This is a genomic window from Arthrobacter sp. NPDC058192 (assembly GCF_042883665.1).
GTDB lineage: Bacteria > Actinomycetota > Actinomycetes > Actinomycetales > Micrococcaceae > Arthrobacter.
The window spans coordinates 113,667-136,199 of the sequence record NZ_JBHVVJ010000017.1 but is presented as its reverse complement, the minus strand read 5'-3'; the positions used below and the strand labels follow the sequence as shown (position 1 = coordinate 136,199).

Annotated in this window: 19 protein-coding genes; 3 read left to right on the top strand and 16 right to left on the bottom strand. The window is 67.9% G+C overall.

What is annotated here, in order from left to right; genetic code table 11:
• Window positions 1–210 precede the first annotated feature (210 nt).
• The 4 genes from infB to rimP all read right to left on the bottom strand — a co-directional run bounded on the left by infB (window position 211) and on the right by rimP (window position 5,485).
• Complete coding sequence (gene infB, locus ACFVVK_RS17030; protein ID WP_390269461.1) at window positions 211–3,108, bottom strand: translation initiation factor IF-2; 2,898 nt, start codon at window positions 3,106–3,108, stop codon at window positions 211–213.
• Window positions 3,109–3,260: 152 nt separating this feature from the next.
• Window positions 3,261–3,713 (bottom strand): YlxR family protein, encoded by a 453-nt coding sequence (locus ACFVVK_RS17025; protein WP_390269458.1) that lies wholly within the window; start codon window positions 3,711–3,713, stop codon window positions 3,261–3,263.
• A 174-nt stretch (window positions 3,714–3,887) separates the two neighbouring features.
• Window positions 3,888–4,868, bottom strand: coding sequence for a transcription termination factor NusA (gene nusA / locus ACFVVK_RS17020; protein ID WP_390269455.1), 981 nt, complete (start codon window positions 4,866–4,868; stop codon window positions 3,888–3,890).
• Window positions 4,868–5,485, bottom strand: a complete 618-nt coding sequence (gene rimP, locus ACFVVK_RS17015; RefSeq protein WP_390269452.1) for a ribosome maturation factor RimP — start codon at window positions 5,483–5,485, stop codon at window positions 4,868–4,870. The genes nusA and rimP overlap by 1 nt, the downstream gene beginning before the upstream one ends.
• Window positions 5,486–5,591: 106 nt before the next feature.
• On the opposite strand from rimP, the gene ACFVVK_RS17010 reads away from it, so the two are divergent.
• From ACFVVK_RS17010 to ACFVVK_RS17000, 3 genes are all read left to right on the top strand, one after another.
• Window positions 5,592–6,878, top strand: coding sequence for a DUF4439 domain-containing protein (locus ACFVVK_RS17010; RefSeq protein WP_390269449.1), 1,287 nt, complete (start codon window positions 5,592–5,594; stop codon window positions 6,876–6,878).
• Window positions 6,879–7,126: 248 nt separating this feature from the next.
• Entirely contained in the window at window positions 7,127–7,855 is a 729-nt protein-coding gene (locus ACFVVK_RS17005) for a VIT family protein (protein WP_390269446.1), read from the top strand.
• A gap of 133 nt (window positions 7,856–7,988) precedes the next feature.
• Window positions 7,989–9,071, top strand: coding sequence for an aminoglycoside phosphotransferase family protein (locus tag ACFVVK_RS17000; RefSeq protein ID WP_390269443.1), 1,083 nt, complete (start codon window positions 7,989–7,991; stop codon window positions 9,069–9,071).
• Between the two features lie 44 nt (window positions 9,072–9,115).
• Here the strand turns inward: ACFVVK_RS17000 and ACFVVK_RS16995 are convergent, their stop codons facing one another.
• The 12 genes from ACFVVK_RS16995 to ACFVVK_RS16940 form a co-directional block, all read right to left on the bottom strand.
• Entirely contained in the window at window positions 9,116–10,528 is a 1,413-nt protein-coding gene (locus ACFVVK_RS16995; RefSeq protein ID WP_390269440.1) for a pyridoxal phosphate-dependent decarboxylase family protein, read from the bottom strand.
• A gap of 82 nt (window positions 10,529–10,610) precedes the next feature.
• The gene (locus ACFVVK_RS16990; protein ID WP_390269437.1) at window positions 10,611–11,405 is read right to left on the bottom strand and encodes a sulfite exporter TauE/SafE family protein; all 795 of its coding nucleotides are present in this window, start codon (window positions 11,403–11,405) and stop codon (window positions 10,611–10,613) included.
• Window positions 11,406–11,434: 29 nt separating this feature from the next.
• Complete coding sequence (locus ACFVVK_RS16985) at window positions 11,435–13,246, bottom strand: proline--tRNA ligase (protein WP_390269434.1); 1,812 nt, start codon at window positions 13,244–13,246, stop codon at window positions 11,435–11,437.
• A 415-nt stretch (window positions 13,247–13,661) separates the two neighbouring features.
• Entirely contained in the window at window positions 13,662–14,549 is an 888-nt protein-coding gene (locus ACFVVK_RS16980) for a GNAT family N-acetyltransferase (protein ID WP_390269476.1), read from the bottom strand.
• On the bottom strand, window positions 14,512–15,678 hold the full coding sequence (gene ispG / locus ACFVVK_RS16975) for a flavodoxin-dependent (E)-4-hydroxy-3-methylbut-2-enyl-diphosphate synthase (RefSeq protein ID WP_090956405.1): 1,167 nt from the start codon (window positions 15,676–15,678) through the stop codon (window positions 14,512–14,514). The genes ACFVVK_RS16980 and ispG overlap by 38 nt, the downstream gene beginning before the upstream one ends.
• Window positions 15,679–15,723: 45 nt before the next feature.
• The gene (locus tag ACFVVK_RS16970; protein WP_390269431.1) at window positions 15,724–16,017 is read right to left on the bottom strand and encodes a YciI family protein; all 294 of its coding nucleotides are present in this window, start codon (window positions 16,015–16,017) and stop codon (window positions 15,724–15,726) included.
• A gap of 138 nt (window positions 16,018–16,155) precedes the next feature.
• Window positions 16,156–16,695, bottom strand: coding sequence for a hypothetical protein (locus ACFVVK_RS16965; protein WP_390269427.1), 540 nt, complete (start codon window positions 16,693–16,695; stop codon window positions 16,156–16,158).
• Entirely contained in the window at window positions 16,692–17,474 is a 783-nt protein-coding gene (locus tag ACFVVK_RS16960; protein WP_390269425.1) for a MarR family transcriptional regulator, read from the bottom strand. Before ACFVVK_RS16960 ends, ACFVVK_RS16965 begins: the two co-directional genes overlap by 4 nt.
• A gap of 137 nt (window positions 17,475–17,611) precedes the next feature.
• On the bottom strand, window positions 17,612–18,943 hold the full coding sequence (locus tag ACFVVK_RS16955; RefSeq protein WP_390269423.1) for a M50 family metallopeptidase: 1,332 nt from the start codon (window positions 18,941–18,943) through the stop codon (window positions 17,612–17,614).
• Window positions 18,944–18,962: 19 nt separating this feature from the next.
• Window positions 18,963–20,147: a 1-deoxy-D-xylulose-5-phosphate reductoisomerase gene (gene dxr, locus ACFVVK_RS16950; RefSeq protein WP_390269420.1), complete on the bottom strand. Its 1,185-nt coding sequence runs from the start codon at window positions 20,145–20,147 to the stop codon at window positions 18,963–18,965.
• A gap of 45 nt (window positions 20,148–20,192) precedes the next feature.
• On the bottom strand, window positions 20,193–20,870 hold the full coding sequence (locus ACFVVK_RS16945; protein WP_390269417.1) for a response regulator: 678 nt from the start codon (window positions 20,868–20,870) through the stop codon (window positions 20,193–20,195).
• A complete protein-coding gene (locus ACFVVK_RS16940; protein WP_390269414.1) occupies window positions 20,867–22,444 on the bottom strand; it encodes an ATP-binding protein in 1,578 nt (525 codons plus the stop codon). The genes ACFVVK_RS16945 and ACFVVK_RS16940 overlap by 4 nt, the downstream gene beginning before the upstream one ends.
• Window positions 22,445–22,533: the final 89 nt, after the last annotated feature.

The following is a 22,533-nucleotide window of genomic DNA, read 5'->3' as shown; positions in this document are numbered from 1 at the left end:
GGGTCACCAAAACACCGCCCCACTCCGTTGGGTTTTTTTCCCGGGGGCGTGGGTGGGCCATGGGGCCTGTGGGCCCGGGAGGGGTGGCTATCGTAGATCGCAACCCGTCCGGCGAAGGTGCGGGGCCGCCGGAAAGAAATCCGACGGCCCCGCACCTCGGCGGGGCGCCCCCAAAACTCGGAGGCTCCCCGCCACAACTGCTAAGACAACCTAGACGCGCGGCTTCTCGCGCATCTCGAAGGTCTCGATGATGTCGCCTTCGGTGATGTCGTTGTACGAGCCAAGACCGATACCACACTCGAAGTCCGTGCGGACCTCGGTGGCGTCGTCCTTGAAGCGCTTGAGCGTCTCAACGGTGAGGTTGTCGCCGATGATCTTGCCGTCGCGGCTGATGCGGGCCTTGGCGTTGCGCCGGATGATACCGGAGCGGACGATCGAGCCTGCAATGTTGCCGAACTTGGAGGAACGGAACACTTCGCGGACCTCGGCGGTGCCAAGCTGGACCTCTTCGTACTCCGGCTTGAGCATGCCCTTGAGGGCTGCCTCGATGTCATCGATGGCTGCATAGATGACGGAGTAGAAGCGCATGTCCACGCCTTCGCGGTCTGCCAGTTCGGCAACACGCTCTGCGGGCTTGACGTTGAAGCCGATGATGACGGCGCTGTCGACCGTTGCCAGGTTGACGTCGTTCTGCGTGATCGCACCGACACCGCGGTGGATGACGCGGAGCTGGACACCCTCGCCGACGTCGATCTTGAGCAGCGCGTCTTCGAGGGCTTCCACGGCACCGGACACGTCACCCTTGAGGATGAGGTTGAGGGTGTCGATCTTGCCTTCGGCGACGGCCTGGTCGAAGTCTTCCAGACTGATGCGCTTGCGGCGCTTGGCCAGGGCGGCGTTGCGGTCGGCGGCTTCACGCTTCTCGGCGATCTGGCGGGCGGTGCGCTCGTCAGCGGTCACGAAGAAGGTGTCACCGGCGCGCGGCACGTTGGACAGACCCAGCACCTGGACGGGGCGGGACGGGCCGGCCTCGGTCAGGGCGCTGCCGTCGTCGTCGAACATCGCACGGACGCGGCCGTGGGCCGTGCCTGCCACGATGGTGTCGCCGACGTGCAGGGTACCGGACTGGACCAGGACGGTGGCCACGGAACCGCGGCCCTTGTCCAGGTTGGCTTCGATCGCGATGCCACGGGCGTCCTTGTTCGGGTTGGCGCGCATGTCCAGGGCAGCGTCTGCGGTGAGCAGGACGGCGCCGAGGAGCTCGTCGATGTTGAGGTTCTGGCGGGCAGAGACCTCCACGAACATGGTGTCGCCACCGTACTCTTCCGGAACCAGGCCGTACTCGGTCAGCTGGCCACGGACCTTGTCCGGGTTGGCGCCTTCCTTGTCGATCTTGTTCACGGCCACGACGATCGGCACGTTGGCCGCCTGGGCGTGGTTGAGGGCTTCAACGGTCTGCGGCATCACGCCGTCGTCCGCTGCGACCACCAGGATGGCGATGTCGGTGACCTTCGCACCACGGGCACGCATGGCGGTGAACGCCTCGTGGCCCGGGGTATCGATGAAGGTGATCTTGCGGTCGTCGCCTTCGTGGTTGTGCGTGACCTGGTAGGCACCGATGTGCTGGGTGATGCCGCCGTGTTCGCCAGCCATGACGTCCGACTTGCGGATGGCATCGAGCAGGCGGGTCTTACCGTGGTCAACGTGGCCCATGACGGTGACTACCGGAGGACGTGCCTCGAGGTCTTCATCGCCTTCGGCTTCGAGCTCGGCTTCGAAGTCGATGTCGAAGGTGGAGAGCAGCTCGCGCTCCTCGTCCTCCGGCGAAACGACCTGCAGCTTGTAGCCAAGTTCCTCGCCGAGCAGGGCAAACGTCTCTTCATCCAGCGACTGCGTGGCCGTGGCCATTTCGCCGAGGTGGAACAGAACGGTGACCAGTGCTGCCGGGTTCGCCTCGATCTTGTCGGCAAAGTCCGTGATGGACGAGCCGCGGCGAAGCCGGACAACGGTGTTGCCGTCGCCGCGGGGCACGCTCACGCCGCCCAGCGACGGAGCACTCATCTGCTCCAGTTCCTGGCGCTTGGCACGCTTCGACTTGCGCTGCTTGCCACGGCCTGCGCCGCCCTTGCCGAAGGCACCTTGGGTGCCGCCACGGCCGCGGCCGCCCTTGCCGAAGCCACCACCGGCCGGAGCGCCGCCACCGGCACCGGGGGCACCGGTACCCGGAGCGCCGCCCGGACGACCCGGACCACGGCCGCCGCCACCGGGACGGCCGGCACCTGCGGGTGCGGGACGTTCGGTGCGGTTGGGCATCATGCCCGGCGTCGGGCGGTTACCGCCGGCACCGGGACGTGCGCCGGGAGCACCGGCCGGGCGCGGGGCGCCGGGGCGGGGACCGCCTGCGCCCGCTGCCGGACGCGGTCCACCCGGACGGGGGCCGCCTGCGCCCGCAGCCGGACGGGGACCACCGGGGCGTTCGCCCTCGGTGCGGCTTCCACCCGGACGGGGCATGCCCTGGGAGGGCGCGAACGGGTTGTTGCCCGGACGGGCAGCACGTTCGTTGTCGCCGCCGCGGCCCCGGGGCATGCCCTGGGACGTTGCGAAGGGGTTGTTGCCGGGACGGGGACCGCCCGGACGGGGTGCGGAGCCGCCCTGGCGTGCCGGAGCGGCCGGGGTTTCAGCCTTGGGGGCCGGACGCGCGCCGGGCTTGATGCCCGTCGAGGGAGCAGCCGTTGCTTGGGCAGCAGGTGCCTGGGCAGCGGGGGCTGCAGGGGTCTGGGCTGCAGGGGCAGCCGGAGCGGCAGCCGGAGCCGGGGCTTCGGCCTTGGCTTCAGCGGCCTTGGGCGCAGCGGGACCAGGCGCCGGACGGGTTGCTGCCGGGCTGGGAGCCGCTTGGGCGGGTGCTGTCTGGGGGGCGGGCGCCGGAGCTTCGGACTTCGAAGCTGCGGGGGCGTCCGGGAAGGCGTTGCGCAGTTTCCGCACAACGGGAGCCTCGATGGTTGACGAGGCGGAGCGAACGAATTCGCCCAATTCCTGCAGTTTGGTTACTGCATCTTTGGAAGTAATACCGAGCTCTTTAGCAAGCTCATGTACGCGGACCTTGGCCACATTTCTCCTGTCTCGGTCCGCACCGAGCCAGGCACGAACCGTCTACTTCTTACTGCGGGCCTCCGCCGCGAATGCAGCTGAAAGGCCCATTGCAGAGCGCAACAAAGTTGTCATCGTTGCGCACTCATCGCTGGGAACTCATCGGGTTTCCATCAGTTTTCTGACCCGCTTTCAGGTTGGACGGTTGTTGCTGCGGCCACCGGGGTGTCCACGGCTTTCGTGCCGGCACTGACTCGGCGTTCAACATCAGCCGTATCGGCTGCGCCATTGAGGGCGCGGCCGAACGCTCGACGTTTCACCGCCAGTGCCAGACACTTCTCGCTGGGGTGCAGCCATGCTCCCCGGCCAGCCATCCGGCGTCGTTCATCCACAACGACGGCGGACGAACCGCCGGCGCCGGCGACGAGCCGGAGTAACTCCGACCGCGACCCTTTTTGCCGGCATCCTATGCAGGTGCGCTGCGGCTGATTCCCGAGGTGTTGCACATGTGCCACGTTCGAGTTTCTTCCTGCCAGAACATCTGTTGGTGTATCTGTGTCCCCGAAAAGTCCGGAAAAACCGGACGCGCCAAGGACACGCGGATACCGGCCCTTAGGCGCGGTCATGTCTATTCTAGCCCCTCCGGCGCCCGGGTCCCGAACCCGGGCACGCCGGTCGGCGGCGAAACGGCGCGTGCCCCGCGAGACGGCCGGGCGCAGGCGGCGGGCCGCGCCGGCTGCCCGCCGCTGTGCCCGTGCGCTCTTCCTGCTCGGCTCCTGGGCTAGTTGCCGGTGACTGGGCTAGTTGCCGGTGTCGACGGCGGCGTCGGACACGATATCGATCCGCCAGCCCGTGAGCTTGGCGGCAAGACGGGCATTTTGCCCCTCTTTCCCGATTGCCAGGGAAAGCTGGTAGTCGGGAACAACGACCCGGGCGGAGCGGGTTGCCTCGTCGGTGATCGTGACCGAATTCACGCGCGACGGCGAGAGGGCGCTGGCGATGAAGGTCGCCGCGTCGTCGCTGTAATCGACAATGTCGATCTTTTCGTCGTTCAGTTCGGTCATGACGGCGCGGACCCGCGAGCCCATTTCGCCGATGCAGGCACCCTTGGCGTTCACGCCGGCAGTGTTTGCCTTGACAGCGATCTTGGTGCGGTGGCCGGCTTCGCGGGCAAGCGCCACGATTTCGACGGAACGGTCCGCGATTTCGGGAACTTCGAGTTCGAAGAGCTTCCGGACAAGGCCGGGGTGCGAGCGGGACAGCGTGATGGACGGTCCCTTGGTGCCGCGGTGAACGTCGATCACGAAGGCGCGCAGCCGGTTGCCGTGAATGTACTTCTCGCCGGGAACCTGCTCGGGCGGCGGCAGCAGCGCCTCCACCGTGCCCAGGTTCACCTGGATCATGTGCGGGTTGTTGCCCTGCTGGATGGTGCCTGCCACCAGCTCGCCTTCACGGCCCTTGAACTGGCCCAGCACGTTGTCGTCCTCCGCGTCCCGGAGGCGCTGGAGGATGATCTGCCGTGCGGTGCTCGCCGCGATCCGGCCAAAGCCCGCGGGGGTATCCTCGAATTCGCCGATGGGGGCACCGTCGTCGTCGATTTCGGTGGCCCAGATCGTCACGTGGCCGCTCTTGCGGTCCAGTTCGGCCCGCGCTTTTTCGAAGGCTCCCGGCGTCTTGTGGTACGCAACCAGGAGTGCCTGCTCAATCGTCGGAATCAGGAGATCCAGAGGGATTTCACGCTCACGCTCCAGGAGTCTCAGCGCGCTCATGTCAATATCCATTAGGCCTCCTCGGAAGGTCCATTGTGTTCTTTTTCCAGACCGGCTTCTTCGAGGCGGCTGAACTCTATCTCGACTTTTCCGCTGCGGATCCTGTCGAAAGGAAGTTTGACGGGCTCACCCTGCTTGGGTTTCATGCCCTTCTTGACGGCAATTTCCGGGACCAGGACGACGCCGCCGTCATCCACGGACTGGATCCTGCCGGTGACGTTGTCACCCTGGATCACGTTCACGTTGACCATCCGTCCGCGGGCGCGGTGCCAGTGGCGTTCTTCCGTGAGCGGGCGTCCGACGCCGGGCGAAGAGACCTCGAGCTCATAAGGGCGCGCGTCCATGTTGGGGTCGTTGTCCAAGGTGTCGGAGAGGGTCTTGGAGATCTCGGCGATGACGTCGAGCCCGACGCCGCCGGTCTCCTCCTGCGGCAGGTCCACCACCACGTGGACCACCCGATTGGCGCCAGCCACATGAATGGACACGTCCTCCAGATACAACCGGTTCGCCAGGACTGCGGGTTCCAGGAGAGCATGCAGGCGCTCGGCCTCCACATTGTGAACGGGTGCGGCTTCAGCCTTCCCCGTCCCGGTCCGGTCTGTTGAAGTCGTGGCTTCTGCGTTGGTCATGATGCCGGCCGCCTCCCTCTAGATGATGTTGTGTGTACTAGCCTAGCGATATTCCGGGCGGCATGGTGCACTTCAGTTCCCGCCCGGCATGACAACATGGACTGTTGTGAATGACGTCTCCCGGGAAAAGCGATGGCAGGACCACTTTCCCCGGTTGTTCCCCCGCTATGCACTGTTGGCCTGCCTCGCTCTGGTAGTGGTGAGCCTCGGTGTGGTGCTGACACCGGCCCGGCCGCCGGAACCCGCGGAACCCTCGTTCTCCGAGCAGGCCCGCGCCGCCGCGCTGACCGAAACCCTGCGATTGAAGGCCGCCGGCAGCCGTCTTGTGACCGCCGTGCAGGACGGTTCAAAGCCTCCACCGGCCAGCCTCGACGGCGGTTCGGAACCTGCCGGGAATCCCGCCGTCGAGCGGACTGTGACGTTGCTGACTACCCAGGCGCAAGCCCTTCGGATGCCCGGCGAGACCGACTCGGAGGCGGCGGGCGCCTCGGCCACCGCGTCGGACGCCTCACCCCCCGCCAAAACAGCCGCTACGGCTACCGCATCGCCTTCCCCAGCCGGAACTCCCGTTGCCCAGGCGCCCGCGACCGCCGCCGCGCTCGTGGCGGCTCTCGCGGACAGCGGACGCCAGCGCCTGGCCGACGCTGCCGTGGCCGACGGCGGCATGGCACGGCTGCTGGCCGCCGTCGGCACCGCGCAGCTGCTACGGGCGTCCGCCTTGGCGGCGGAAACCGGAACAACGGCCCCGCCGTCCGCCGATGTCGCCTTCCCCAAGCTGTCCGGCACCTGCGCGTCCGAACCCGCGCAGGCCGGATCTTCTCGCGCTACTGGCTCCGCCGAGTCCGCCGCCGGTGACGCCACGGCTGCTTCTCCCGCCGTCCCTGACGCTGCTGTCCCTGACGCCATCCATTCCGCCGGGACGCAGTCGGGACCGGAGACCACTCCGGCCGGCGCGTCCGAGGCGGCCGCGCTGGCCGCGGTGGTTCAGACCGAAGCGGAAGCTGTCTACAGCTACCAGGTGGCCTTGCCCCGGGTAAGGGGAGCTGCAGCGGCGTCCGCGGCAGAGGCACTGGCGCGCCACGATGAGCTCCTCCGCGGCGCGGAATCCCTCAGCAGGCGGCTCTGCTTGGCTGTTCCGCCGCGCGAGGCCGGCTATGCACTGGGCAAGTCATTCCTGGCGTCCCCCGCTGCCGGCCTCGGCAAGCTGGAGGCCGCCGCGTTGCCGGTGTACGGCGACCTCGTGGCGCTGAGCGAGGGCGAAACCCGGCAGTGGGCCATCGCGGCCCTCTACAGCTCCGGGAAGCGGTCCGTGCACTGGGGCGCGGATCCCGGCGCACTGCCTGGCTTGGACAGCGCATCGCTGCCGTCGCCTGCGCCGCTTCCATCAGGCTGAGGCGTCCTGTCGGCGAACTGAAGCTCCCCGTCCGATCCCGATCATGCGGTCCGGGGCGGCTTTGCCGGCCGGAATCCGTGCAAGCGCCCAGTACGACGGCGTGTCGCCGCTCAATGTGCCCCGTTCCGTGTCGCTGGTGCCCGCCTTTCTGGTGGCGCTTTCCGGTGCCACGCGGACCAAGCGTCGCCTTACCATGCTTAGCCTTGGAATACTGGCCAGCCCGGCAATCCGGGTGCTTTGCTGGAGTCATGGAAAGCACCGGCGCCGCAACCCTGCATGAGAACGAACCGCACCGCAATGACCTCGCGCACCGTTTGAACTGGCTCCGTGCGGGCGTCCTCGGGGCGAACGACGGCATCGTCTCCGTCGCGGCGATCGTGGTCGGTGTCGCCGGCGCCACGACGGACACCGGGGCCATTCTCATCGCAGGCGCCGCAGGCGTCGTGGGCGGCGCGATCTCCATGGCCCTGGGCGAATACGTCTCCGTCAGCAGCCAGAAGGACAGCCAGCACGCCCTCATTGACAAGGAAAGGCAGGAACTGGAAGAGCAGCCCGAGGAGGAACTCGAGGAGCTCACCGCCATTTACCAAAGCAAAGGCCTCCGCCCCGAGACGGCCCGCACCGTAGCCGAGGAGCTCACCGCCCACGATGCCCTCAGCGCCCACCTCTCGGCCGAGCTCAACATCGATGAGACCGACATTGTCAGCCCGTGGCACGCGGCCCTGGCGTCTGCGATCGCGTTCCTCATCGGGGCGGTCCTGCCCATGCTGGCCATCCTGTTGCCGCCGGAAAACATCAGGATTCCGTTGACCTTCGTGGCCGTGCTCGTGGCATTGGCGGCCACCGGTGCCATCGGTGCGTGGATTGGCGGCGGCTCGAAGCTTAAAGCCGCCATCCGCGTGGTAGTTGGTGGCGCCGCTGCGCTGGTGGCCACGTTTGCGATCGGCAACCTGCTCGGGGCGAGCATCATCGGCTAGAACCAACCGGCACGTCAGGGGGCAGCCGCGGAACGCCCTCATCGACGCTTTTCCCTGCCGGTCCGCACCGCACCCCTCTTCGCCGAACACCCCTGCGCCGAAAACCTACGAACTGGCCCCTACGATAGGTCCCGTGAGCCCATTCCCGGATGTCCCCATTCCGCCCGATCTCTCCCGCCGGTACAGCCGCACGCAGGCCGGGCGCGACTGGCTGCAGACACTTCCCGGACTGATCAGACGGTTCGTGGACGAGTGGGACCTTGTGCTGGACCTCGAGCCTGGCGCGCTGCCCTGGAACGGTCACGGCGGCGTCGTGATCCCCGTGCGATGCCGCCAGGGGTCCCCGGGCAGTGACCGCGCTGACCGCAAGGGCGGGGAGGCTGTCCTCAAGGTGGCCTTCCCTGATGAGGAAGCCACCCAGGAGCACCTCGCCCTCGTCTTGTGGGCAGGCCACGGCGCCGTTCGGCTGCTGGCCGCGGACGCCGGATCCTGCGCCCTGCTCCTGGAGCGGCTGGACGCCTCCCGCTCCCTCCTGGATGTCCCTCTGGAAGCGGCAGTGCCGGTGTGGGGCAACTTGGTCCATCAACTCAGTGTGGCCCCTGACGACCGGCCGCAGTGGCAGCAAATCGATCACGTGGCGGCCCGTGCCGAACGGTGGAGCGATGAGTTCCCCGCGACGTGGGAAGAGCTGGCGCGGCCGTTCCCCCGGTGGCTGCTGGAGGCGGCGCTTGAAGTCTGCCAGACCCGTGGCGCCGTCGGCAGACGATCCGGCAAGGACGTTCTGGTGCACACAGACCTGCACTACCTGAACATCCTGGCGCGGCCCGGGGCGCCGGATCCGGGCACGCGGTGGGAAGGGCCAACAGGCACCGGGCCGTACGCCGCGATTGATCCGCAGCCCCTGATCGGCGAGGCCGAGTTTGCCGTGGCGCCCGTGCTGTGGAACAGGCTCCGCGAATTGCCACAGAAGGATCCCGGGCGGGCGTTGCTCGCACGGTGCCGGGATTTCAGCGAGGCGGCCGGCCTGGACGCAGAAACCGCCCGGCAGTGGAGCCTGGCGCGCGAGGTTGACAACGCCCTCTGGTATGCCTCGAAACCGCTTCATGAGGGCGATCTGGCCCGCTCCCTCTGGGTGGCGAGCACGCTGGCGGGCCGGACGCTTCCCGGCTTGCCCGAGCCACAGGAACTGTCGGCGCCGGGCGAGGCAGCCGGCTAGCGAGGCCGTCGGATAGGCAGGCGCCCGGCCCCTCCTGACGCAGCCTAGCGGCGCACGGCCGCCAAGGCGTCACGGACGGCGCCGACGGCGACTGCAACGTCGCCGTCGTCGGTGCTCCAGTTGCTCACCGAAATCCGCAGAATTTCGCGGTCCTGCCAGCGCGAACCGGACATCCAGACGCGCCCGTCACCCATGATCCGCTCTGTCACGGCGCGCGTTACGGCGTCATCCCCGAAGGCCAGGGACACCTGGGTGTAGTCGACGTCGTTGAGCACCTCGACGCCGTCCAGGGCGGCGAGCTTTTCGGCCAGCTGGGCCGCCCGCAGCACCAGGGTGCGGACCTGGCCGGTGACGCCGTCTCGGCCCAGCGATTTCAGCGCCGCCCATACTGGCACGCCGCGCGCCCGGCGGGAGAGCTCAGGCACGCTCTCGAACGGGTCACCGGCCCCGTCCACGGCCTGGATCAGGTAGCTGGTGTGCAACCCCATGGCCGAACGCAGGGCACGGGCATCGCGCACGATGGCGATTCCGCAGTCGTACGGGACGTTGAGGGTCTTGTGCGCATCGGTCCCCCACGAGTCCGCCAGCCGGAGTCCGGCGGTCAGGGCGGACAGTTCCGGAACGGCGGCCGCCCACAGGCCGAAGGCCCCGTCCACATGGACCCAGGCGCCGTGCGCCTTCGCGACGGCGATCGCCTCGGTGAAGGCGTCGAAGGCGCCGGAATGGAGGTTGCCGGCCTGCAGGCACACCAGGGCAGGGACGGGACGGCCGTCCTCCCCGGCGCTGAGCGCAAGGTCCAGGGCACAATCGAGTTCGGCCGGGATAATGCGTCCTTGGCGGTCGGACGGCACGACGATCGGGCCGCCGAGCCCCAGATAGCGCAGGCCGAGGTCGATGGTGTCGTGCCGTTCCTGCCCCGCGAAGCAGCGGATCCGGGGAGCGCCGGCGAGCCCGTCGCCGTCGAGGTCCCAGCCGGCATCGGCCATGAGCCGCCAGCGGGCGGCGGCAAGTCCCGTGAAGTTGGCCATGGTGGCTCCGGTGGCGAAGCCGACGCCGGACTCTTCGGGGAGGCCCAGGAGCTCAAGGATCCACTTGCCGGCGGCTTCCTCGATTGCGGCGGCCGCTGGCGTGGCGAAGCGCAGACCCGCGTTCTGGTCCCAGGCGCTGACCAGCCAGTCCGCCGCCAACGCAGCCGGCAGCGTACCGCCGATGACCCAGCCAAAAAACCGCCCCGACGGCATGGCCATCAGCCCGGGTTCGGCCTTGGCGGCCAGATAGTCCACCACCTCCGCCGCCGCCATCCCCTCCCGGGGCAGCGGACCGCCGAAGTCGGCCGCGAGCCCGGCCGCCGTGACCTGTGGTCCAATGCGGCGCGTTCCTTGGCTCTCCAGCCACTGGCGTGCATGCCCGGCCGCGGCTTCGAGGGCATCCCGGTAGCGTTCCTCGCCTGCTGACATAGCTGCATGCTACGCCCGGCGGCGCGGCACCGGGAGTCCCCGCGTTGACCCGCAGAACCCCTCCATGTTGCGTCGGAAGGGCTCAGGCGAAGTTGTCCTGCCAGACGTCGGAACCTAGCTTGATGATCAGCGCGCCCACGACCACCAGGAACACCACACGGATAAACTTGTTTCCCTGGCTGACGGCCGTCCGGGCGCCGAGGTAGCCGCCGGCCATGTTGGCCGCGCCCAGCAGTAGCCCCAGCCCCCACAGCACGGCTCCGTGCGGCACGAAAAACAGCAGCGCGCCGGCGTTGGTGGCCACGTTCACGATCTTGGCCTTGGCGCTTGCTTCCAGGAAGGCGTAGCCCATGGCCGAAACGAGGGCGATGATCAGGAACGACCCGGTTCCGGGACCGATCAGGCCGTCATAGAAACCGATCAGGCCGCCGATGAGGCAGGCCACTATGTAATGCCGGTGGCCCTCGTGGCGCAGCTTGGTCAGCTCACCGACGTTGGGCCGGAAGGCAGTGAAGAGCGCGACGGCGATCAGCGCCACCACGATGATCGGTTTGAACACGCTCGCGGGCAGGTTGGCGGCCAGCGCCGCACCGCCGAAGCTGCCCGCCATCGCGATCGCCGCCATGGGCAGGGCCGTGCGCAGATCGGGCCGGACGCGCCCGTAGAAGGTGACCGCACTCGTGGTGGTGCCGAAGATGGACCCCATCTTGTTCGTGGCCAGCGCCTGGACCGGGCTGATGCCCGGCACCAGGAGCATGGCCGGGAGCTGGATGAGTCCGCCGCCACCGACGACGGCGTCCACCCAGCCCGCGGCCAGACCCGCCACGACGATGAGGATGACAGTACCGAGCTGGATCGATTCGAGTCCCGAGACCACTATTTAGTATGGCTTAGCACTGCGCAGCGTCAGCTGTTGCGGACGGCGTTGACCACGTAGTCAACAGCCTTGTCCACGGCGACGTTCTCGGCGTCGCCGCTGCGGCGGTCCTTGATCTCCACGACGCCGTCCACGAGCCCGCGCCCGACGGCGAGGATGGTGGGCACGCCGACGAGTTCGGCGTCGCCGAACTTCACGCCGGGGGAAACCTTGGGGCGGTCGTCATAGATGACGTCGAGACCGGCAGCCTCAAGTTCCAGCGCCAGCTTTTCGGCGGCGGCGAAGATTTCCTCGCCGCGGCCTACGGCCACCACATGGACGTCGGCCGGGGCGACGGCGCGCGGCCAGACCAGGCCCTTGTCGTCATGGTTGGACTCGGCCAGGGCAGCCACCGCACGGGTCACGCCGACGCCGTAGGAGCCCATGGTCACCACAACCTGTTTGCCGTTCTGGTCCAGGACCTTCAGGTCGAGGGCCGCGGCGTACTTGCGTCCGAGCTGGAAGATGTGCCCCATTTCGATGCCGCGGGCGGTTTCCAGGGGTCCGGAGCCGTCGGGGGCCTCGTCCCCGGCGCGGACGTCGGTGCACTCAATGACGCCGTCCCAGCCGAAGTCCCGGCCCGCGACGAGGCCGAAGACGTGCTTGCCGGCCTCGTTGGCGCCCGTGACCCAGGCGGTGCCGCTGACCACGCGGGGATCCACGAGGTAGGGAAGCTTCGCGGCGCCTTCGGTGCCCAGCAGAGGCGCGTCCAGGGACATCCCGGGCCCGAGGTAGCCCTTGACGATGAGCGGCTGCTTCTTCAGGTCGTCGTCGTTGGCGGCTTCGAGGGTGATTTCACCGGCGATCGGCAGGAAGGCGCCGATGTTGGCTTCGACTCGTTTCAGGTCGACGCCGCGGTCGCCGGGGACGCCAAGGACCACGAGCTGGCGTTCGCCCGTGGGCAGCGTGACCGCGAGAACGACGTTCTTGAGAGTGTCCGCGGCGGTCCAGGCGCCGCCGTCGGCCTCGCTGCGCGGAACGAGCGTGTTGGCCGCGGCCACGAGCGTTTCGATGGTGGGCGTGTCCGGGGTGTCGCGGACTTCGGCGGTCGGGGCGTTGCTGAAGTCGATCTCCGCGGGAACCACGGTGGTGACGGCCTCGACGTTGGCTGCATAGCCGCCGGCGGAGCGCACGAACGTGTCCTCACCGATCTCGGTCGGATGCAGGAATTCCTCGCTCTTGGACCCGCCCATGGCACCGGCGGTGGCGGCCACGGGCACGACCTCCAGGCCGAGGCGCGCGAAGATCTTCAGATAGGCGCCGCGGTGCGCCTCGTAGCTGGCGTCCAGGCCAGCGTCGTCGACGTCGAAGGAGTAGGAGTCCTTCATGATGAATTCGCGGCCGCGCAGCAGGCCCGCGCGGGGACGCGCCTCATCGCGGTACTTGTTTTGGATCTGGTAGATGCTCAGCGGCAGGTCCTTGTACGAGGAGTACAGGTCCTTGACCAGCAGGGTGAACATTTCCTCGTGCGTGGGGGCCAGCAGGTAGTCGTTGCCCTTACGGTCCTTGAGCCGGAAGATGCCCTCGCCGTATTCGGTCCAGCGGTTGGTGGCCTCGTAGGGCTCCTTGGGCAGCAGCGCCGGGAAGTGGACTTCCTGCGCACCAATGGCGGACATTTCCTCGCGGATCACCTGCTCCACCTTGCGCAGCACGCTCAGACCCAGCGGCAGCCAGGTGTAGATGCCCGGCGCGGCCCGCCGGATATACCCGGCACGGACCAGGAGCCGGTGGCTGGCCACCTCGGCGTCGGCGGGATCTTCGCGCAGGGTGCGCAGGAACAGCTGGGAGAGTCGAAGGACCACAGGTGGGGTATCCGTTTCTGGGGAAGTGCGGGAAATCCGGGAAGCCCGAAAATCCGGAAATATCGTCTAAGTACTAATCTACCGTCCAGCCAGCCCCACTTTGCCGCGGGCCCGGACGTGGAAGAGCCACGCCATGACTGAGGGAAGCCCCTGGCCGGCTCCCGGCTGGTCATCCCGTCATGGCGTGGCTCCGTGCCCAGCACCCCAGAACTAAGGCTGTGAGCTACCTGGTGTCGCCTGCCGGCGTCGCCGTCCCCGGAACGTGCACCGGGGGGGTATGCGCCTATACGACACGGCTAGGTAGAACCTATGTGACGGGGGCCCGCGAAAGCAAGAGTATGCACCCGGATAATTCGTTCCGGGGCCAGCCGCACCGGTCTGTTGGAAGGGCGCCGCGCCTAAAAGTGCAGCGTAGCTAAAAGAGCACCGTGGCGAACGTGCCCACCTGGTGGAAGCCCACCCGGTCGTAGGTGGCCCGGGCTTTGGCGTTGAAGTCGTTGACGTACAGGCTGGTGACCGGCGCCAGGGTCTGTGCCAGGACGACGACGGCGGCCATGTAGCCGGCGCTCAGGCCCTGTCCGCGGAAGTCGGGATTCATCCAGACGCCCTGGACCTGGGTGACTTCCGGCGTAACAGCGCCCAGTTCGGCCTTGAAGACCACGTCGCCGTTGGTGTTCATGTGCACGAGGGAATGGCCTTGGCGGATGAGGCTTTTCACACGGCGGCTGTAATACTCCTTGCCGCCGAGGTAGGGCGAGTAGCCGACTTCTTCCTCGAACATCGCTGCGCATGCGGGCAGGATTTTGTCGAAGTCCGCCAGTCGGCCGAAGCCGAGCGCGGGCTCGGGCCGAACGGCCGGCGGCCCCGTGATTGTCAGGAGGGGCTGGTCGTCGCGGACCTCGTGCGCGGCCAGGCCGAGCTGTTCCAAGGCAGCGTAGAGGGCCAATACGGTCTCCGCGGGGCCAAAGATCGACGCGTAGCGGCGTCCGGAGCGGTGCACTGCCACGGCCACGGCGCCGGCGAGATCGGGGTCCAGCTGAACCGGCACCAGGTTGGCACCGGCCCAGCAGGCACCCAGGAGGGCGGCGCCGTCGAACACGCCAAAGATGCTGGCGCCACCGGCTGTGGGTGACGCCGTGCCGACGGTCTCCAGATGCGAAAGAATGAAGACGTTGGCGACGGCGTCCCGGCGGGCCAGGGCAAGCAGTTGTGCGGTGTCCGCGCCGCCGAGGACACGGACAACGACGCCGGGTGCGGCGTCCTCCTTACGAGACGCTAACCACGGGGCTACCCTTGACAGCATCTTCGCCATCGGCGTCCCCCATCTCTTCCGCGATACGCATGGCTTCTTCGATCAGTGTCTCAACTATCTGGTCCTCCGGCACAGTTTTGATGACCTCGCCCTTCACAAAGATCTGGCCCTTGCCGTTGCCCGAGGCGACACCGAGGTCGGCCTCGCGGGCCTCCCCCGGACCGTTGACGACGCAACCCATGACGGCCACGCGCAGCGGGATCTCCATGCCCTCCAGACCGGCGGTGACCTGCTCCGCGAGCGTGTAGACATCCACCTGGGCCCGCCCGCAGGACGGGCAGGAGACAATTTCCAGCTTGCGGGGCCGCAGGTTCAGCGACTGCAGGATCTGGTTGCCGACCTTGATTTCCTCAACCGGCGGGGCCGACAGCGACACACGGATCGTGTCGCCGATCCCGCGCGAGAGCAGGGCCCCGAAGGCGGTGGCGGACTTGATGGTGCCCTGGAACGCCGGTCCGGCCTCGGTCACGCCGAGGTGGAGGGGCCAGTCGCCCTTTTCGGCCAGCATCTCGTAGGCGGCAACCATGACCACCGGGTCGTTGTGTTTGACGGAGATCTTGAAGTCGTGGAAGCCGTGCTCCTCAAAGAGCGAGGCCTCCCACACGGCGGATTCCACGAGGGCTTCCGGGGTGGCCTTGCCGTACTTCTTCAGGATGCCGGGCTCCAGGGATCCGGCGTTGACGCCGATCCGGATGGAGGTGCCGTGGTCCTTGGCGGCGCGGGCGATTTCCTTGACCTGGTCATCGAACTTGCGGATGTTGCCCGGATTCACGCGCACGGCGGCGCATCCGGCCTCGATTGCGGCGAAGACGTACTTCGGCTGGAAATGGATGTCCGCGATCACCGGGATCTGGGACTTCTTGGCGATGATCGGCAGCGCCTCGGCATCATCGGCAGACGGGCAGGCGACGCGCACAATGTCGCAGCCGGAGGCGGTGAGCTCCGCGATCTGCTGCAGGGTGGCGTTGATGTCGGTCGTCGGCGTCGTGGTCATGGATTGGACGCTGATGGGCGAATCGGAGCCGACTCCCACCGACCCCACCTTGATCTGGCGCGTCTTCCGGCGGGGGGCAAGGACGGGGGGCGGTGCCGACGGCATTCCCAGGCTGACCGAGGTCACGTGGACTCCCTTGTGGTATCGAGGTATCGAAGGTACGGGGAAGGGTTAGGCGGCGTGCGGGGCCAGGAGACCTGTCACCGGCGCCCATTCGGTGGTGCGCGTGCCCGAGATGGCCCCGGCGGCCGCGAACGGGTCCTGCCGCAGGATGTCGTTCAGGGCGGCTTCGTCGGCCGCCTTCAAGATGAGCAGGGCGCCCGCACCGTCGCCGTAGGGGCCACTGGCGAGCAGCGCTCCTTCGCGGGCAAGTCCCGCCGTCCATTCGCGGTGCGCCGGGCGGCTGGCATCGCGGATCTCGGAAGATTCGGCGTCGTACACGTACTCCACAGCAAAAACAGTCATACGGATACACTATCGCCCCGCTTGCCCGGTTCCCATCCGGAGCCGCACGGACGCGCGGGACGCGCGGGACGCGCGGGACGCGCGGGACGCGCGGGACGCGCGGGACGCGCGGGACGCGCGGGACGCGCGGGGAAGCAGTCAGCCGAAAACCAGGACCTTGGTCAGTGCGGCGACGCCCGCTGCCCAGAGCATGGAGGTGAGGGTTCCGATGATGAACCGCTCCGCCGCGACCGGAGTGGCCTTCAACTCCGCGAAACGGCCCAGGCCCTTGATGGCCACGACGTAGGCGATGGCAACGGGCTGCCCGGCGAGAACCGCCAGGCAGACCGCGAACCGCTCCAGGACTCCGATGATGGCGCCGCCCCGGAGGATGCGCGCGCTGCTGACGGAGCCGGCGGCCTGGTCCAAGGTTGCAGGGTCTTGTGTTGCAGGGTCTTGGGTTGCGGGCTCAGCGCCCTGCGGGGCCGTGCCCGGGGAAGCGTCCGCTGCCGCGGGGATCTCCGGATCCGTGGTGGAGTCGGCGGACGGGTCTTCATCCTCGCCCGCACTGCCGTCAATCGACTGGCCGTCAAACGTCCGGTCATCAATCGTCCGGGCGAGCCGGAACACCAGGGAAGTGACCGGCCAGCCGACAAAGCCGGCGGTGAGCAGGGCCAGCGTTGTCCAGAGGGCGTTCACATGTCTCCTTCCGTGGTGCGGGTCCCGGCTTGCGGATTCCGCAGCTTGTCCTCGCCCGGCCCGGTCCCGCCGTCGTCCGCGCGCACGGTCAGGCTCTCGGCGAGAGCCAGCAACATTTCCGCGGCCGGCCTCGCGGCCCATTCTTCCTGCCAGCCGGAGCGCAGGACCGCACGGCTCACCGACTGCTCCGTGATTCCGAGATTCTGCGCCGCTATTTTTTGCGTTCCGTGGGTCTGTCCGTGCCGCACCGAGCGCAACATGTCCACCACCTTCCACTGGGCCGCGGTCCTGTCCAGAACCAGCCGGCCAATCAGCCGCAGCACGGCCTCGGCATTGGCGCAGGCAAGCACCCCGTCCAGCCCGGCCAGCTCTGCCCCGGCTCCTCTGCTCCCCCGCGCCGGTCTTGCAGCAGCCTCCCGGCCGACGCCGGCGACCACGGCGAGCGGGACGTGTGCGGCCGCGGCCTTGGCCCGGTCCACTGCGGCCCGGGCGGCCACAAAAGCTGGACCCGAGCCTTCCCGCGGGCTGGCGGCCAGCGGCAGGTCCACCTCTCCGACCCCGATCCCGACGTACCAGTGGCCGCTGCGCAGGGCATGCAGTGCGATCTCCACGACGTCGCTGGCACCTTCCACGACGCCCTGGATCTCGTCGCCGACCGAACGCTCAAAGCGTCCGGCAGCGGAAAGCGCGGTGGAGAGTGTGCCCAGTTCCGCCAAAAGGCCGGGGACGCGGTCAACGTCGCCTGTGCTCCCGCGCTGGTCGATTGTCAGAACGTACATGGCCCCAGCATAAAGGAGGTGATTTTCGATAATCAACCATTTTCAACTGATTGTTCAAAATCAGTCGAAATGAGCTTATTACGGAGAATCAGCCGGAACCGGCTGGAGCTACCCTGTCCCCCAGCACCCTGCTCCCGCTACCCGAAGAGGTTCACCGGCTTGACGATGTCCGCGTAGATCAGCAGCGCTCCCATGCCCATCAACAGCACGGCCACCACATAGGTCACCGGGAGCAGCTTGGCGATGTCGAAGGCGCCGGGATCCGGGCGGCCGAACAGCTTGGCGATCTGGCGGCGGGCCCCCTCATACAGCGCTCCGGCCACGTGGCCCCCGTCAAGGGGCAGCAGCGGGATGAGGTTGAACACGGCCAGGGCGAAGTTGAGTCCGGCCAGCAAGCCCACCAAGGCGGCGAAGCGGGACTGCAGCGGAACTTCCTCCATGGCGGCCACCTCGCCGGCAACACGGCCCACACCCACCACGCTGATGGGGCCGTTCGGGTCCCGTGGTTCCTCGCTGAAGGCCGCCTTGGCGACGCCGGCCACGCGGGCAGGCAGGTTCACGACCACCCCGGCAACCTGCTTGATGTTCTCCCCCGCCATGGGCAAGACGGACGTTGCCGGTTGCGGGACGAGTGCCGTCTGGGCGCCGATGCCCAGGAAGCCGACGTCCTGGTACTGGAGGGAACCGTCGGCGCTCTTGGCCTGCCGGCCATCGGCGCCCACCACCGGGCGGGAGGAGAGCACCGGCGTGACGGCGGTGGTGACTGTGGCGCCGTCGCGCGCCACGGTGATGGTGACCTGCTTGTCCGCCGAGGCGCGGATCCAGCCGGTCAGCTCGTCCCAGCTGGTGACGGCCTTGCCGTCGAAGGAGGTGATCTTGTCATTCGGTTTGAGGCCGGCCGCGGCCGCAGGGGTGAGCTTGCAATCGGCGGAATTGGGGTCCACGGTCTCGCCGGCCTTGACCTGGCACTTGGAGACATCGGCGATGGTGGTGGTCTGGCTCGCGACACCGAATCCCATCAGCAGCACCGCGGTCAGTACGACGCCGATCAGCAGGTTCATGGCGGGACCGCCGAGCATGATGATGATCTTCTTCCAGACCGGCAGCCGGTAGAAGACCCGCTTTTCGTCGCCGGGGCCGACTTCCTCGTGCGCCAGGGAGCGGGCATCGGAGGCCAGTGACTGGAACATGCCGGTGCTTGACGGGCGGACCGAGCCGTCTTCCTTGTTCGGCGGATACATCCCGATCATGGACACGTAGCCGCCCAGCGGAATGGCCTTGAAGCCGTACTCGGTTTCGCCGCGCTTCTTGGACCAGACGGTGGGTCCGAAGCCGATCATGTACTTGGTGACGCGGACTTTGAACAGCTTGGCCGGCACCAGGTGGCCCACTTCGTGGAGGGCAATGGACACGGCGATGCCGATCGCCACGAAGACGACACCGAGGACAAAGAGGAGGACGGGGCTCATGGGGGTGATCTGCTGCTTCCTAGACGCTTCTGACGGCTAAACGTTCGTGCGTGCGGGCGCGTGCCCATCTTTCAGCATCCAGCACGGACTCCACCGTCAGCCCGGAGGACCCTGTGTGTTCGCTGAGGACGGCTTCGATGGTGTCGACGATGTCGGTGAACCGGATCCGCCCGGCATGGAAGGCCATCACGGCTTCCTCGTTCGCGGCGTTAAACACGGCCGGGAAGGTACTGCCTTGGTTGGCCGCGCTCTTGGCCAGTCCGACGGCGGGGAACGCCGTGGCGTCCAGCGGCTCGAATGTCCAGCTGGTGGCTTTGCTCCAGTCGCAGGCTTTGGCTGAGCCTGGGACGCGCTCCGGCCAGCCGAGACCGAGGGCGATGGGCAGGCGCATGTCCGGCGGCGAGGCCTGGGCGATCGTGGATCCGTCGACGAATTGGACCATGGAGTGCACCACCGACTGCGGATGGACCACGACGTCGATCCTCTCCAGCGGGATGTCGAAGAGCAGGTGCGCCTCGATCACTTCCAGCCCCTTGTTGACCAGGCTTGCGGAGTTGGTGGTGACCATGAGACCCATGTCCCAGGTGGGGTGCGCCAGGGCGTCCTGCGGCGAGACGTCGCGCAGTTCGTCCCGGGTCCTGCCACGGAACGGGCCTCCGGACGCTGTAAGGATCAGCCGGTCCACCTCGGCGGCAGTCCCGGAGCGCAGGCACTGGGCAATCGCCGAATGCTCCGAATCCACAGGGACGATCTGCCCTTCGCGGGCCGCGGCTTTGACCAGCGAGCCGCCGACAATCAGGGACTCCTTGTTGGCGAGGGCCAGAGTGGCCCCGGTTTTGAGAGCCGCCAGGGTCGGGGCAAGCCCGATGGAGCCGGTGATGCCGTTGAGGACGACGTCGGCGTTCACTTCCGCGATCCGGGTGGCCGCGTCCGGGCCGGCGATGAGCTCGGGCCGGTACCCGAGCAGACCCGCCTCGCGGGCAGCGTCCTCGATCATGGCCCGCAGAGCGGAGGTGTCCCCGGCGGCGACACCGATGGCCTGGGCACGGGTGTGGACGGCCTGCCTGGCCAGGAGCTCGAGGTTGCCGCCGCCGGCGCTGAGCGCCACGATCTCAAAAAGGTGGGGGGCGCCGTCGACGACGTCAATCGCCTGTGTGCCGATGGAACCAGTGGACCCGAGGAGGACGATCTTGCGCGGCTGCATGATTCAAGTATCCCGCACCGCGGGGGCGTAGCTGTGAAACGGCCGTCAGGGCACCTTCAGGGCATAGCGGCGTTCCGGCCGTCCGGCGCCGTACTTGAGGCGGACCTCCACCTTGGCTTCGTCGTGCAGGTACTCAAGGTAACGGCGGGCGCTGACCCGGGAGGTTCCCAGCAGGTCCGCGACCTCCGCGGCCGACAGGTTCGACGCCGCAGAATGCAGTGCCCGGACCACGAGGCTGAGGGTTTCCGCGCTGCAACCCTTCGGAAGCGGCGGCCGGACGCTTTCCGAATTTTCCACCCCGAAGAGCCGGTTGACGTCGGCTTGTTCGGCCACTTCCTTGACTGAGTCCAGGCCCTGGTAGGCGTTCCGGTAGTGCTCCAGCCGTTCCTGCAGGTCACCCCGGGAGAACGGTTTGATGAGGTAATGAACAATCCCTCCGCGAAGGGCCCGCCGCACCGTCTCCACCTCCCGTGCCGCGCTGATCACGAAGACATCGAGTTCGGGGGCCTCCGCCCGCAGCGCCGACATGAGTTCGAGCCCGTTGGCATCGGGCAGGTGGATGTCCAAGAGGACCAGATCCGGCTGCAGCTCCCGGGTTTTGAGCATCGCCTCGGCACCGGTGTGGGCAGCGCCGACAACCGTGAAGCCGGGCGTGGCTTGGATGAATCCGGCGTGGACTTTCGCGACCATGAAGTCGTCATCGACAATCAGGACCGTGATCATGGGTGGACCTTCCTTTGGGCGAAACTGGCCGTGAAGACGGCGCCGCCGTCGTTGTGGGCTGTGAGCTGGCCGCCGCGGCGCTGGCACACGACCCGGGAAAGAGCGAGCCCGTAGCCGCGGTCACCCTCGCTGGTTGGCCGCTTGGTGGTGAAGCCCTGGCGGAAAACGGCCTCCAGGTCCGCAGGCGGCACGCCCGGACCCGAGTCCCGGACCGTGACCCGCGGCCCGTCGCCGCCGTCGTCGATCAGGACCTCGACCGTGGGGTCCGGGACACCTGTGACGGCGTCCAGGGCGTTGTCGACAAGGTTGCCGACGACGGTGGCCAGGTCCCGGGAGACGTCCTCGCTTACCCGGCCCAGCCGGGAGTCGGGGGCAAGCTGGAGCACGACGCCGCGTTCGGCGGCGAGGCTGGATTTGGCGATCAGCAGCGCCGCCACCGCAGGGTCCTCGATCCGGCTGGTGACTTCGTCGTTGAGCCGGGTGCGGTCGAGGGTGGTGCCGTTGACGAATTGCACGACGGCGTCATACTCACCGATCTGGATCAGGCCCGAAATGGTGTGGAGCTGGTTGGCGAACTCGTGGGCCTGGGCGCGGAGGGTGTCCGTGGTGGTGCGCGTGGTGCCGAGTTCCCGCTCGAGCGAGGCGAGTTCCGTGCGGTCCCGCAGAGTGGTCACGGACCCGATGTTTCGTCCGTGCGACAGCATGGGCATCCGGTTCAGGACAACCAGCCGCTCGCCAACAAGCACCAGCCGGTCCGGGCCCGGCTGGTCCCTGGTGAGCACTTCCCGCAGGGCCGGTTCCATGGCCAGGCTGCCGATGTTCCGGCCCACGCAGTCCGGCGACAGCCCCAGCAACCGCCGGGCGCTTTCGTTCACGACGGTGATGCGTTCGTGCGGGTCAAGTGCCACCACCCCTTCTTTCAATCCGTGCAGCATGGCCTCCCGGTTTTCCACGAGCCCGGTAATTTCCGTGGGCTCCATGCCGAGGGTCTGCCGCTTGACGCGGCGCGAGAGGAGCAGCGATCCGGCCACGCCGAGGATGCTGGCAACGCCGAGGTAGGTCAGCAGGTTGGGGACGGCGTCGCCAAGCCGCTCCCAGGCGGACGGGTAGTTCCGGCCAATTGAAGCGATGCCGATCATGGCACCGGAATCGTCAAGGACGGGCACGTGCGCAGAGAGTTGCGCGGTGCCGGGGGCGCCCACAACGCCCGTCCACGCCCGGCCCTCCATGACGCGGCTGTCCCCCAACTCCAGCGCATGGCCCAGCAGGGAAGGATCGGAGGACGCCACGACCGTACGGTCCCGTTTGGCGAGTGCAACCTGCGATGACCCGGAAACCGTGCGAACCGACTCCGCCACCGCGGGCAGCGCCGAGCCGGCCTGTGGCTGGGCTGCGGGAAGCAGTACCCGGACGGCCGGGTTGCTGCCCAGGGCCTCGGCGGCGGACAAGGCCCGCCGGCCCTCAATGCGTTCGAAGGCAGCCGCCGACTGGGCCAGGGAGATGGCAACGACGCCCACCAGCACAGCCAAGACGATAAGCAACTGCAGAACCAGATACTGTCCTGCGAGGGACATTCCTCTTCGTCGAGTCACGTGCTGTCTTTCCTCAGGGTGGTTTGCCGGCTCGCGGGAGCGGGTCACGGCGCGCTTGTGGAGCACAATCC